The organism is Acidovorax sp. 62 (assembly GCF_002754495.1).
GTDB lineage: Bacteria > Pseudomonadota > Gammaproteobacteria > Burkholderiales > Burkholderiaceae_C > Acidovorax.
Genome location: NZ_PEFJ01000001.1, coordinates 3930062 through 3942657 on the forward strand (window position 1 = coordinate 3930062; position 12596 = coordinate 3942657).

The window sequence follows — 12596 nt, forward strand, 5'->3', positions numbered from 1 at the left end:
TTTGCCTTGGGGCGGCCCGGCGACAAAACCATGAAGCACATCCCGCGCAAGCGCTTCGGGCAGCACTTCCTGTCTGACCAGGGCATCATCGAAGGCATCGTCCAGGAAATCGCCCCGCAGCCGGGCGACCCGATGGTGGAAATCGGCCCCGGGCTGGCCGCCCTCACACAGCCCCTGGTCGAGCGCCTGGGCCGCCTCACCGTCATTGAACTGGACCGCGATCTGGCAGCGCGACTGCGCCTGCATGGACAGCTTGATGTGATCGAGTCGGATGTGCTCAGAGTCGACTTCACGGCCCTGGCCCAGGCCTTTCGTGAACGCCTGAACCAACCCGCCCTGCGCCTGCGCGTGGTGGGCAACCTGCCGTACAACATCTCCACCCCCATCCTGTTCCACCTGCTGGAGCACGTGGACGCAATCCGGGACCAGCACTTCATGCTGCAAAAGGAAGTGATCGACCGGATGGTGGCGGGGCCCTCCACCAGCGACTACGGGCGCTTGTCGGTGATGCTGCAGTGGCGCTACGCCATGGAGAACGTGCTGTTCGTGCCCCCCGAGAGCTTTGACCCGCCCCCACGCGTGGACAGCGCCGTGGTGCGCATGGTGCCGCGCGAGACCCCCGCCCAGGTCAACGTGAAGCTGCTCGAAGAACTGGTGCAAGTCGCCTTCAGCCAGCGCCGCAAGCTGCTGCGCCACACCCTGGGCCGCTGGCTCGAAGCCCGCCAGTTCACCGGCACCTTCGACACCCAACGCCGCGCCGAAGAAGTGCCCGTAGACGAATACGTGGCACTGGCGCAAATTTGCTCTTGAATTGATAGCTTCTGGCGCTTGCTAGATAAGCGCCAGATGGCTTTTTGGCTTCTATTCAGCGCATCACTGCATTGAACCAGCCGGATGCTGGAGGCCGAACGGTTACATCTCTGCGATGCGACTCAAGGAGGTGAAATCCGCTTGCAAATCAATAACCGCTATCGGTTCAACTGCAAGCGCTAGCGATGGATTGCGGCCCAAACGTGGCAACTGGCGAGGCCTAAGCCAGAGACACCGCGCAAGGGCCGCCCCGCCGCGCTGGTGTCGTCCCCCTTCCCGAATCGCGCCAGCGATTCGAGAGAAGGGGGAAGGCGCAAAGCGCCTCAGGGGGAAGTACCGAATTCAGGCCGCGCTCAGCCAATAACCAGCATTGAACGGGCTGCTCATGCGCAGCGCCAAGGGGGACACATCGACCAGTTTGTCGGTGGGCATTTTTTCTGCGGGCTCTGCTGCAATCTCGATCCGTTGGACTTTGGGTGCTTCACTGGCCTCGTTCGCCCGTTCTGCTTGGCTGTTGGATGCAGAACGGGCTACAGAAAAGAATAGAAACAGCGGAAGGGTATTTTCCGGTCGCTCCAGTAGTCCGCTGCATCCCGGAAGATATCGAGCAATTGCTCCCGGGCTTCCTTGTCAAACTTCACGGTGGCCGGAATCTGCTCCAGCACCACGATGAAACCAGGCTGTGGGCCCGATTTGTGCAAGGGGTCTGTCATGCAGTCGTACAGCGCATCGAAGTTCTTGCCAAAGTGCGCCGGGAAGGTGAATTGCCCGGCGATGAGGTCAAGCACGTCCTGCTTGGTCTGTGCGTGGGCCAGGTTGGCATACAGAAAATGGTGGCCCATGGAAGTGGCCGCATCCTGCAGGTCCTGCACGCGGAAGGCGCGAATGGATTGCACGATGTTGGCACGCACGCCACGCAGGGGCGTTTCCAGGTCTTTACGAAGTGGCGTCTGCATCTCCGCTACTCTTTCTAAATAAAGTCCACAAACTTCTGGCATTCCGCAGGGCCGGTGCATGCACCTTGCGGGTGGGAGGATTCAAAGGGCATACCGTGCACAGCCAAGATAGGACTGGCACACACGGCATGGAAGGGGTCACTCGACGATTTCGCGGAAACTGGCGTAGTGGTCGCCGGTGTAGTAGCAAGCGTCCGGCGTCCGGGGCTTCTGGCCTCCACACACAATGCGGCGCGCCCCCCGGTTGCGTGCGCCAGGCGTTCTGACGGTGTATTCGCGGTAGTAGCCGCGTTGCTGTGCTGGCAGGATGCGTTCACGGTTGCCAAAGACCGATCCATCTTTGTCGTACGGGAACGGCCCACCCTCCCGGATCAGCGCATAAGTGACCCGCCCCTGGGCAGGCAACTCGGCCAATGCAATGGAGGAAAGAGAACCAGCGGCAGACGGAGTTTGGCGGGCATGACCCACCATCGGGGCCAACACAAACGCGGCACCCAAAACCCACAAAACCCCTGCTTTGCGAACCTGGGTGGCAAAAGCCTTCAGCATCAACGACACCTTTCAGAAACCACGGGTTAACCCGAAATTTCGAGCCCGTAGTGTGACGCAATACCCCCCAAAAAGCAAGCGCCTGCCCAATTATTGGGCAGGCGCTTGGTGTGGGTGGTTGCCAAAAAAGTTGGCAATTACTATCTTTTGAGGGCTTATCGCGACGCGTTAGCGTCGGCTACCGTCAAAGCCGTCATATTCACAATACGGCGCACCGTGGTGCTGGCGGTGAGGATGTGCACCGGCTGCGCCGCGCCCAGCAGCACAGGGCCAATGGCGATGTTGCCGCCCGCTGCCGTTTTGAGCAGGTTGTAGGAAATATTGGCCGCATCGATGTTGGGCAGCACCAGCAAGTTAGCGTCACCGATCAGGTCGCTGTGCGGCATGATGGCCGCACGGGCCTTGCTGTCCAGGGCCACGTCGCCGTGCATCTCGCCGTCCACTTCCAGCCAGGGCGCCTGCACGCGCAGCAGCTCCAGCGTCTGGCGCATCTTGACGGCGCTGGGCTGGTTGCTGGAGCCAAAGTTGGAGTGCGACAGCAGTGCAGCGCGGGGCTTGATGCCAAAGCGCATCATTTCCTCGGCCGCCATCACGGTAATCTCGGCCAATTGCTCGGCCGTAGGGTCGTAGTTGACGTGGGTATCGACCAGGAACACCTGGCGATCGGGCAGCAGCAGGCCGTTCATGCACGCAAACGTGGTCACGCCAGCGCGCTTGCCAATCACCTGGTCGATGTAATTCAGGTGCAGGTTGGTGTGGCCCCAGGTGCCTGCAATCAGGCCATCGACCTCGCCCTTGTGCAGCAGCATGGCGCCGATCAGCGACAGGCGGCGGCGCATTTCGATCTTGGCAATCGGCACCGTCACGCCCTTGCGCTCGGTCATGCGGTGGTAGGTTTGCCAGAAGTCGCGGTAGCGGTGGTCTTGCTCCACGTTCACCACGTCGTAGTCTCGCCCTTCCTGCAGGCGCAGGCCGAACTTCTCGATGCGCTCGGCGATCACCGTGGGGCGGCCAATCAGCGTGGGGCGGGCCACGCGCTCATCCACCACGATTTGCGCGGCGCGCAGCACGCGCTCTTCTTCCCCTTCGGCATAGGCCACGCGCTTCTTCGAGGCGCTCTTGGCGGCCGTGAAGATGGGCTTCATCATGGTGCCCGAGGCGTACACAAAGCTTTGCAGCTGGTCGCGGTAGGCATCCATGTCAGCGATGGGGCGCAGGGCCACGCCACTGTCGGCAGCCGCCTGGGCCACGGCGGGCGCAATCATCATCATCAAGCGGGGGTCGAACGGCTTGGGGATGAGGTACTCGGGGCCAAAAGCCAGCTGCTCGCCCACATAGGCCGCAGCCACCACTTCGCTTTGCTCGGCCTGGGCCAACTCGGCAATGGCGTGCACGGCGGCAATTTCCATCTCCAGGGTGATGGTGGTGGCGCCGCTATCAAGCGCCCCACGGAAGATGTACGGGAAGCACAGGACGTTGTTGACTTGGTTGGGGTAGTCCGTGCGGCCCGTGGCGATGATGGCATCGTCGCGTACCGCCTTCACGTCTTCGGGCTGGATTTCAGGGTTGGGGTTGGCCAGCGCGAAGATCAAGGGGCGTGCCGCCATCTTCTTGACCATGTCCTGTTTCAGCACGCCGCCTGCCGACAGGCCCAGGAACACGTCCGCGCCCTCAATCACTTCGCTCAGGGTGCGCTGATCGGTCTTCTGAGCGAACTGGATCTTGTCCTCGTCCATCAGCTCGGTGCGGCCTTCGTACACCACACCGGCCAGGTCGGTCACCCAAATGTTTTCGCGGGGGATGCCCAGCTTGACCAGCAGGCCCAGGCAGGCCAGGGCCGCAGCGCCAGCGCCCGAGGTCACCAGCTTCACGCTCTTGGGGTCTTTGCCAGCCACCTTCAGGCCGTTCAAGATGGCTGCGCCCACCACGATGGCCGTGCCGTGCTGGTCGTCATGGAAGACCGGAATCTTCATGCGTTCGCGCAGTTTGCGCTCGATGTAGAAGCAGTCGGGGGCCTTGATGTCTTCGAGGTTGATACCGCCGAAAGTGGGCTCCAGGCTGGCAATGATTTCGACCAGCTTCTCGGGGTCTTTCTCGTTGATTTCGATGTCAAACACATCGATGCCAGAGAACTTCTTGAAGAGGACGCCCTTGCCTTCCATCACCGGCTTGCCCGCCAGCGGGCCGATATCGCCCAGGCCCAGCACGGCGGTGCCGTTGGTCACCACGCCCACCAGGTTGCCACGGCTGGTGTACTTGAAGGCCGCGTTCGGGTCTTTGACGATTTCTTCACAAGGAGCGGCCACACCCGGCGAATAAGCTAACGCCAGATCGTGCTGGTTGACCATCTGCTTGGTGGCAGCGATGGCGATCTTGCCGGGCTTGGGAAACTCGTGGTATTCGAGTGCCGCGCGGCGCAGCTGGGCACGCTTGTCTGGGTTGTTGTTCTGGGCCGTGGTGTTCTCGGGCATGCAGTGTCTCCAGCTTGGGGTAAGGCGAAAGGAACACCGGGCACACGCCCGGCGAAGGCTGTCAGCTTTGTAAGGGTCTGAGATTGTAGGCGCCGTTACGTAAAAACCCTAGTAAGCGGATCTGCTTACTTCTCGGGAACGCATTGTGGCCTGGGTCCGGAGCGATTTTGTCCAATGGCCAATGCGTAAATGCCATAGGGAATTGCGCTGAGCGCGACTACACCCAACAGGCGCGCTTCTTGCACTAACAGAGCCTATGCCCACCTTAAACACCTCCACTTTGGCAACACCTGCACAGCAGCTGGCACCCGCAGCCCTCACACCTGCAGCTTTCGCAGCCTTTGGCACCGTGCTGCAAGCACCACCTGGCCCAGGCCACCTGATCAATGCAGGCACCAGCGAGCGGTTTGACCTGGTGGACGACCTGTGCCTGGGCCAACAAGGCGGGCGGGCACAAATGGCGCTGTTCCGGGCCCAGGCGCGACAATTTCCCGTCGCGCTGGAAGAGATGGAGCGCCACCAACTGGGCAGCCAGTCGTTCATCCCCTTGGGACGCCGCCGCTTCGTGATCGTGGTGGCCGCCGCAGGCCTGCCCCCACAAGCATCCGATCTGCGCGCTTTTGTAAGCAATGGACTGCAAGGGGTCACCCTGGCGCCAGGTACATGGCACCACGCCTTAATGGCGGTGGATGCGGGCGATTTCCTGGTGGTGGAACGGGCCAGTTCCGCAGCCGACTGCGATACCTGGCTTTTGACCACCCCGCCCTGTTTGCAATGGAGCCCAGAGGATTGAGCCGCTGCGATGCGGGCCGTGACAGGTGGCTGGACAAACTCCCCGTTCACCGAGCTCAGGCCGCTGCAGCGATCCGCTCCGCCAACCCCACCAGTGATCTATCGCTGCCAGCGGGACCCAGCAAGGACAGCCCCAACGGCGCTCCATCGCGCTGCGCCATCGGCATGGACAACTGCGGAAAGCCTGCCAGCCCTGCAATGCAGAGCATCTGGATGGCACGGTTGCGGTAGTCCTCCAGGCTGCTCTCGGGTGCAACCCGCAAGGGCGCCACATCGGGCATGGTTGGCATCAGCAACACCCCGTCGGCTCCCAACAAGTCGGCCAGATGCTGCTTGAATCGACCGCGAAAGGTACCTGCAGCGGCCACCTGCGCATCGGTCACGGCGCGCGACCACGTAAACCGCTCTGCCACACCAGGCCCCAAGGGTGGGGCAAAGCGCTCGATCAGTGGACCATCCGTCATCCAGGCTTCACGGCCTTGCAGGTAGCGAAAGTTCCAGAACATCGCATCGAACGAATCCAGCGCCACCTCCACGCGGCTGGGCGCCCCCAGCACAGCGGTCACACGCTGGGTGGCGGCCTGGAGCGCATCCACCACACCAGGCGCCAAGAGGCCCCAGACATCGGCAGGCCACAGCACGCGTACCTGGGGCGGCAGGGGCGGCACATCTGCCGCCAACAGCACATCGGCAACGCGGGCAAAGGTGTGCGCATCACGGGCGAACCAGCCGCAAGTGTCCAGGCTGGGGGCCAAGTCCAGAGCGCCTTGCAGGCTGATACGCCCGTGCGTAGGACGCAAGCCATACAGACCGCAGTGGTTGGCCGGGGCACGCACCGACCCCCCGGTGTCTGTACCCAAGGCAAAGTCACACAGTCCGGAGGACACCGCCGAAGCCGAGCCCGATGAAGATCCGCCTGTGATGCGTGTGGGCGCAGCACCGTTGATGGGCGCGCCAAAGTGGGCGTTGTTGCCATTCATGGAAAACGCCAGTTCGTCGGTCACCGTTTTGCCGACCACGCGAGCACCTGCGTCCAGCAGCTTTTGCACCGTGGGCGCCGTCTGCGCCTTGACACCCGACTGGGCCAGCACGAGCGGATTGCCGCCCCCCGTGGGGTAGCCAGCCACATCGAACAAATCCTTGACCCCAAAAGTCAGGCCCGATAGTGGGCCGGAGCCAGCATGGGCCACAGGCACGTCGGGATAAGGTACAAAGGCATGGGCAGGGTCGTGCAAGGGCATGGCGGCAGTGGCGTTAATGGGTGAACAAAGCGGGAGCGGGGGCTGCGGCATCGAGAGCATCGGTGCGCAGGCAGCGGGCCTGGTGGCCGGGGACGATAGCCACCAGCGGGGGCTGCTGCAATCGACATGCCTCGGCGACCAGTGCGCAGCGCTCAGCAAATGCACACCCTGGCGGCAATGCAGACAGGTCCGGCGGAGCCCCGCCAATGGTCTGCAGCGGCAGGCCGCGCGCCATGGCACCGTGGGCGCGGCTTTGCAACAGGGCCCGCGTGTAGGGGTGGCGTGGGTTGCGGATCAGGTCGTGGGCCGTGCCCTCTTCCACAATGCGCCCGGCATACATCACGGCAATGCGGTCGGCCACCTCCACCGCGGCACCAATGTCATGGGTGACAAAGATGACCGAAAGCCCCAAATCACGCTGCAGCTCACGCAACAGCAGCAGGATCTGGATCTGCACCGTGGCATCCAGCGCCGTGGTGGGCTCATCCGCCAACAGCAGCTGGGGGTGGCAGGCCAGGGCCAGGGCGATCATGGCGCGCTGGCGCATGCCGCCCGACATTTCATGGGGGTAAGCCTGCAGACGGCGCTCTGGACTGGGGATGCGCACACGCTCGAACAACGCCAGCGCGCGCTGTTGGGCCTGGGTTGCGGTGGCGGCGGGCTCATGGCGCCGGATGGCTTCCACGATCTGCGCACCCACGGTGTACACCGGGTCCAGCGCCAGCAAAGGCTCCTGGAAGATCATGGAAGTGACCTTGCCCCGGTAGTCCGCCAAAGCCTTGCCCGACAAGGCCAGTACATCCATGCCCGCCACCCGCACTTCACCACCCAGGCGCGTGCGCCGCTCAGGGTGCAAACGCAGCAGCGTGCGCAAGGTGACGCTTTTGCCCGAGCCGGACTCACCAATCAGTGCCACCACTTCGCCCCGGCCCACCTGCAAGCTCACTCCGCTGACGGCCTGCACGGGCTTGCGACCTCCGGTGAAGGTGACACTCAGGTCGCGTAGCACCACCATAGGCTCTTCGTTGGATGTGGACATCATGGTCGGATTTTTCTCTGGATGAGTTCAGCGACGGGACGGCATTGAGGAAGGACCCCAAAGGCGTGCCATGGTTGCTGGGCTTTCATGCCACCTGGCGCAAAGGCAAGGCGTTGGGATGGCCGCTGCCGGATTCGTGTTGCAGGCAGGCCACCATGCGCACGGGCGTGGCCCACGTGCGCTGCGGCACCTGTTGCGCACACACGGGCGCCGCCAGGCCGCAGCGCGGGTGAAACCGGCACCCCGTAGGCGGCTGGATAGGGTTGGGCGGGTCTCCCGCCAGCGGGGCTTCTTCAGTGCGGTGGTCCGGGTCCATCGACGGCATGGACGACAAAAGGGCTGCGGTGTAGGGGTGCGCAGGCTGCTCAAAGAGCGCATCCGAAGGCCCGATCTCTGCCACCTGGCCCAGGTACATCACCATCACCCGGTCGCTCATGTAATGCACCACATTCAGGTCGTGGCTGATGAAGACATAGGTCAGGCCAAACTCCGCCTTCAGGTCGGTCAGCAGGTTCAGCACCTGGGCTTCCACCGATTTGTCGAGGGCGGAAACGGCCTCGTCCAGGATCACCATGCGCGGCTGCAAAGCCAGCGCCCGTGCAATATTCACCCGCTGCCGCTGACCGCCTGAAAGCTCGTGCGGGTAGCGCTCTGCAAAGCGCGCAGGCGCCAGACCCACGCGGTCCAGCAGGTTGCGAGCGCGGGCGACGGCATCGCGCCTTGGCAGCCCGTGCACCTGCGGTCCAAAGGCCACCGAGTCTTCAATGGTCAGGCGCGGGTTCAGCGATGCATAGCTGTCCTGAAACACCATTTGTACCTGCCGCCGAAACTCCTTGAGCGGTAGGTCACGGCTGCCCACCGTGCGGCCGTCAAAAATGACCTCGCCCGCCGTGGGCTCCATCAACTGCATCAATAGCCGCGCCGTGGTGGACTTGCCGCAGCCCGACTCCCCCACCACCCCGAGTGTCTCGCCTTTGAGCACCTCAAAGTCCACGCCGTCCACCGCGTGCACCACGCCACCGCCGCGCCCGAACGCGTCCTTCTTGAGCGGGAAGTGCTTGACCAAGCCCCGCACGGTGAGCAACGGCTGCGCAGGTCCGCCGACATCCAGGTTCACATGCATGGCATCAGCCCTTGTTGTCCATGGCCGACCGCAGGCCGTCCGAGAGGATGTTGAAAGAGATGGAGGTGATGAAAATCATCAACCCGGGCAGTGCAGCCACCCAGGGCTGCACGTAGATGGCCGTGCGCAAGGTGTTGAGCATGAGGCCCCACTCGGGCTCGGGCGGCTTCACACCCAAGCCCAGAAACGACAGGCCTGAGGCCAGGATCATCGACACCGCGATCAGGCTGGTGGCATACACGAAGATGGGGCCCAGCACATTGCCCAGCACGTGCACCCGCACGATGGTGAAGGCATTGGCCCCCGAAGCGCGCGCGGCCTCCACATAGTCGCGGTTGCGCACCTGGGTGGTCACGCTCTCGGCCACGCGCACGATCTGCGGGATGAACACGATGGTCAGCGAGATGAGCGAGTTGACCATGCCCGCGCCCAGCACACCCGACAGCGCAATGGCCAACAGCACTGAGGGGAAGGCATAGAACACATCCACCGTACGCATGATGGCGGTGTTGACCAGGCCACCGGCATACCCTGCCACGATGCCGACGACCGAGCCGATCACAAACGCGCCCACCACCGGTGTGATGCCAATGAACAGGGACAGCCGGGCACCCACAATCAAGCGCGAGAGCATGTCGCGCCCCAGCTCGTCGCTGCCCAGCGGAAGGCCCTCGGTGCCGATGGGTTTGAGGCGTTTGAGCATGGACGATGCATACGGGTCAGCGGGCGCAATCCACGGCCCGAACACGGCCAGGGCGATGAGCACCACCACCACCAGGGCCGCCCCCATGGCGACGGGGTCGTGCGTGAAGCGGATGAAGGCCGCCGTCCAGTACCCACGCGATCGCTGCGCTGGCAACGCGCCTGCAGCCAGGGCATCCGGTGACGATGGGGCAGGCGACAAAGAATGGGGTGAAGACGCGGCAGTCAAGATGGTCATGGAGGTCCCTCCTTCAAGCGCGGGCAATGCGCGGATCCAGCAGCGTTTGCAGCATGTCCACCAGCAAGTTGAGCAACACAAAGAACAAGGCCAATACCAGGATGGTTCCCTGCAGCAAAGGCAGGTCGCGCTGGAAGATGGCGGAGTTGAGCAAGAAGCCCGTGCCCGGCCAGGAAAACACGGTCTCGATCAGGATAGATCCCCCCAACAGGTAGCCCAGTTGCAGCCCCATCACCGCCAGCGCCGTAGGCGCTGCGTTCTTGACCATGTGGCGAAACACACCAAAGTGCGTGAGCCCCTTGGCCCGCAGGCCCACAATGAACTCCTGGTCCAGAATTTCGGCCACCAGGGCACGCACGGTGCGCGCGATGATGCCCATCGGGATCACCGACATCGTGATGGCAGGAAGCACCAGGAACTGCAGGTGCTCCCAGTCCCAGGCCCAGTCGGACGAGCCCCCCGGGCCCGCCCCCGTGGCGGGTAGCCAGGCCAGCTGCGAGCTGAAAACGATCACCATCACCATGCCCAGCCAGTAGTGCGGCACGCTCACCCCCAGCACCGACAGCAGGGATGCCAGCCGGTCTACCCACGAGTGGCGAAAGTACCCTGCCACAAAGCCAAACAGGCTGCCCAGCACAAAGCCAATGGCTGTGGCTACCACGGCCAGGCGCAGGGTGTTGGCCACGGCCGTCATCACTTCGCCCGCCACGGCGCGGTTGCTGGCAATCGATACACCCAGGTCACCGTGCAGTGCGCGCCACACCCACATCGCAAACTGCTCAGGCAGCGATCGGTTAAACCCATACAACTCGCGCAACTGGGCCTGCAGCTCGGCCGAGGCGTCGGGCGGCAAGATAGACACCAGCGGATCGCCAGGGGCCAGGTGCACCAGTAAAAAGCACACCAGCGCCACGCCCAGCATGATGGGCAGGGCATAGACGATGCGGCGCAGCAGATAAGCAACCATGGGACAGTCCTGCAACGGGGTGAAGGGTCAAGCTGCGCGCCCGCAGGGGCTGGGCGCGGGGTGCAGGGTTCACGCCGGGCTGGCCGGTGTGACCCTGCCCGGGCATCAATCCATCGTCATCGTGGCGATGTCAATGAACCAGCTCTTGGGCTGCACCACGTTCTTGACCTTGGCCGACAGGGCACGCGGCCCCACGTCGTGGGCGATCCAGACAAACGGTGCGTCTTCCACGATGTGGGCATGCAACTTGGCCAGGGCAGCGTCACGGGCCTTGTCGTCAAAACTGGTGCGGGCATCGGCCACCAGCTTGTCCACCTCGGCATTGCCGTAGTAGCCCCAGTTGTTGGACACCGGCGGGAAGGCCTTGGTGCTCACAAATCGCACCATGGCAAAGAACGGATCCATGGCGGCAAAGCTGATGTTCACGGCGTTCGCGCCATTGGCTGACGGGTCCTTTGCGCCCTTGCGCCAGTTGGTGAACAAGGTGTTCCACTCGATCACGTCGAACTGCACATCGAAGTAGCACTGCTTGAGGGACTGCTGCGCAAACTCATTCATCGGCAGTGGCTGCATCTGCCCCGAGCCCGAGGCCGAGATCTGCACCTTCACCTTGATGGGCTTGGCAGCCGAGTAGCCCGCCTGCGCCATCAAGGCCTGTGCCGCCTTCACGTCGTACTTGATGTCGAACTTGGGGTTGCCCCACCAGGGGTGGCCGGGCGGCACCGTGCCCTTGGGCTCGGCCATCATGCCGCCCAGCAGCTGCTTCATGCCGCCACGGTCAAGGCACAGGTTGGCCGCCTGGCGCACACGCTTGTCCAGCCAGGGCGAGCCCTCAGCAAACGACAGCTGCCACGGCCATACGTGGGGCTGGGCGTTGGAGTAAATCTTGAAACCACGCTGCGTGATCTGCGGCATGGCATCGGGCGCAGGCGCCTCGATCCAGTCCACCTGGCCGCCCAGCAACGCGGCCGTGCGGGCATTGGCCTCAGGCATGGGCAGCATCACCACCTTGTCGATCTTGGGCGTGCGCTTGGCATCCCAATACGCCTTGTTGGCGGCCAGCTCCAGGCGCTCACGCGCCACAAACCGCGTCACCTTGAAGGGGCCCGAACCCGCGGGATCGGCCGCAAAGGCGGTCCACGCAGCCTTGGACTTGTCGGCCGGTGTGGCGCCAGAGGCTGCATCAAACTTCTTCTGCCAATGTGCAGGCGAGGCCATGAACAGATTGGTGAGGTTGATGGGCAGAAAGGCATCGGGCTCGCTGGTGGTCAGCTCTACCGTGAGGTCGTCGATCTTGCGGGCCGAGCGCAGCGTGGGCATGCGCGACGCCGTCACGCCCACCTGGCTGGCGTCAAAGTGCATGGCGTCCTTGTCCAGCACCTTGGCCACATTCCACACCACCGCATCGGCATTGAAGGCCGAGCCATCATGGAATTTGACACCAGGGCGCAGCTTGAAGACCCACTTGGTCTTGTCCTTGGCATCTACCGCCCACGCGGTGGCCAGCCCCTCGATCAGCACGCTCGGTGCATCGGCCTTTGACAAATCCCATTGCGTGAGCGAGTCGTAGATGGGAATGCCGGTGAAGCGGTTGCCCTCAAAGCCCTGGTCAGGCTGCCCCAGCGTGCGCGGAATGTCGGCAGCCGTCATGGCGATGCGCAGCACTTTGTCCTGCGCCACCGCAGCGCTGCCACCCATGAGCGTGAGG

The 12596-nt window shown here is 63.5% G+C and carries 11 protein-coding genes; 2 read left to right on the forward strand and 9 right to left on the reverse strand.

The genetic code is table 11. The annotated features are described in order from the left end of the window. Positions 1-30: 30 nt before the first annotated feature. The gene (gene rsmA, locus CLU86_RS17560) at positions 31-810 is read left to right on the forward strand and encodes a 16S rRNA (adenine(1518)-N(6)/adenine(1519)-N(6))-dimethyltransferase RsmA (protein ID WP_099742517.1); all 780 of its coding nucleotides are present in this window, start codon (positions 31-33) and stop codon (positions 808-810) included. A gap of 530 nt (positions 811-1340) precedes the next feature. On the opposite strand, the gene CLU86_RS17565 is transcribed toward rsmA, so the two are convergent. The 3 genes from CLU86_RS17565 to CLU86_RS17575 all read right to left on the reverse strand — a co-directional run bounded on the left by CLU86_RS17565 (position 1341) and on the right by CLU86_RS17575 (position 4786). Then, positions 1341-1766, reverse strand: coding sequence for a barstar family protein (locus tag CLU86_RS17565; protein WP_099657231.1), 426 nt, complete (start codon positions 1764-1766; stop codon positions 1341-1343). Between the two features lie 138 nt (positions 1767-1904). After that, positions 1905-2315, reverse strand: a complete 411-nt coding sequence (locus tag CLU86_RS17570) for a ribonuclease domain-containing protein (protein ID WP_099742518.1) — start codon at positions 2313-2315, stop codon at positions 1905-1907. Positions 2316-2470: 155 nt separating this feature from the next. Further along, entirely contained in the window at positions 2471-4786 is a 2316-nt protein-coding gene (locus CLU86_RS17575) for an NADP-dependent malic enzyme (RefSeq protein ID WP_099742519.1), read from the reverse strand. A 256-nt stretch (positions 4787-5042) separates the two neighbouring features. On the opposite strand from CLU86_RS17575, the gene CLU86_RS17580 reads away from it, so the two are divergent. Further along, positions 5043-5579 (forward strand): ureidoglycolate lyase, encoded by a 537-nt coding sequence (locus CLU86_RS17580; RefSeq protein ID WP_099742520.1) that lies wholly within the window; start codon positions 5043-5045, stop codon positions 5577-5579. A gap of 55 nt (positions 5580-5634) precedes the next feature. Here the strand turns inward: CLU86_RS17580 and CLU86_RS17585 are convergent, their stop codons facing one another. From CLU86_RS17585 to CLU86_RS17610, 6 genes are all read right to left on the reverse strand, one after another. Beyond that, on the reverse strand, positions 5635-6819 hold the full coding sequence (locus CLU86_RS17585) for an amidase (protein ID WP_099742521.1): 1185 nt from the start codon (positions 6817-6819) through the stop codon (positions 5635-5637). Positions 6820-6832: 13 nt separating this feature from the next. Further along, positions 6833-7834, reverse strand: coding sequence for an ABC transporter ATP-binding protein (locus tag CLU86_RS17590; protein ID WP_099658900.1), 1002 nt, complete (start codon positions 7832-7834; stop codon positions 6833-6835). Between the two features lie 109 nt (positions 7835-7943). After that, positions 7944-8981: an ABC transporter ATP-binding protein gene (locus CLU86_RS17595; RefSeq protein ID WP_099742522.1), complete on the reverse strand. Its 1038-nt coding sequence runs from the start codon at positions 8979-8981 to the stop codon at positions 7944-7946. A gap of 4 nt (positions 8982-8985) precedes the next feature. After that, a complete protein-coding gene (locus tag CLU86_RS17600; RefSeq protein ID WP_233195075.1) occupies positions 8986-9921 on the reverse strand; it encodes an ABC transporter permease in 936 nt (311 codons plus the stop codon). A gap of 13 nt (positions 9922-9934) precedes the next feature. Next, positions 9935-10888, reverse strand: coding sequence for an ABC transporter permease (locus tag CLU86_RS17605; protein WP_099657237.1), 954 nt, complete (start codon positions 10886-10888; stop codon positions 9935-9937). 105 nt (positions 10889-10993) lie between these two features. Further along, a complete protein-coding gene (locus tag CLU86_RS17610) occupies positions 10994-12586 on the reverse strand; it encodes an ABC transporter substrate-binding protein (RefSeq protein ID WP_233195316.1) in 1593 nt (530 codons plus the stop codon). Between the last annotated feature and the right edge of the window lie 10 nt (positions 12587-12596).

Coding starts and splice junctions, on each gene's coding strand:
- CLU86_RS17610 (WP_233195316.1), bottom strand. CDS start 12,586: ATGGGTGGCAGCGCTGCGGTGGCGCAGGACAAAGTGCTGCGCATCGCC.
- rsmA (WP_099742517.1), top strand. CDS start 31: ATGAAGCACATCCCGCGCAAGCGCTTCGGGCAGCACTTCCTGTCTGAC.
- CLU86_RS17595 (WP_099742522.1), bottom strand. CDS start 8,981: ATGCATGTGAACCTGGATGTCGGCGGACCTGCGCAGCCGTTGCTCACC.
- CLU86_RS17585 (WP_099742521.1), bottom strand. CDS start 6,819: ATGCCCTTGCACGACCCTGCCCATGCCTTTGTACCTTATCCCGACGTG.
- CLU86_RS17605 (WP_099657237.1), bottom strand. CDS start 10,888: ATGGTTGCTTATCTGCTGCGCCGCATCGTCTATGCCCTGCCCATCATG.
- CLU86_RS17590 (WP_099658900.1), bottom strand. CDS start 7,834: ATGGTGGTGCTACGCGACCTGAGTGTCACCTTCACCGGAGGTCGCAAG.
- CLU86_RS17575 (WP_099742519.1), bottom strand. CDS start 4,786: ATGCCCGAGAACACCACGGCCCAGAACAACAACCCAGACAAGCGTGCC.
- CLU86_RS17600 (WP_233195075.1), bottom strand. CDS start 9,921: ATGACCATCTTGACTGCCGCGTCTTCACCCCATTCTTTGTCGCCTGCC.
- CLU86_RS17565 (WP_099657231.1), bottom strand. CDS start 1,766: ATGCAGACGCCACTTCGTAAAGACCTGGAAACGCCCCTGCGTGGCGTG.
- CLU86_RS17570 (WP_099742518.1), bottom strand. CDS start 2,315: ATGCTGAAGGCTTTTGCCACCCAGGTTCGCAAAGCAGGGGTTTTGTGG.
- CLU86_RS17580 (WP_099742520.1), top strand. CDS start 5,043: ATGCCCACCTTAAACACCTCCACTTTGGCAACACCTGCACAGCAGCTG.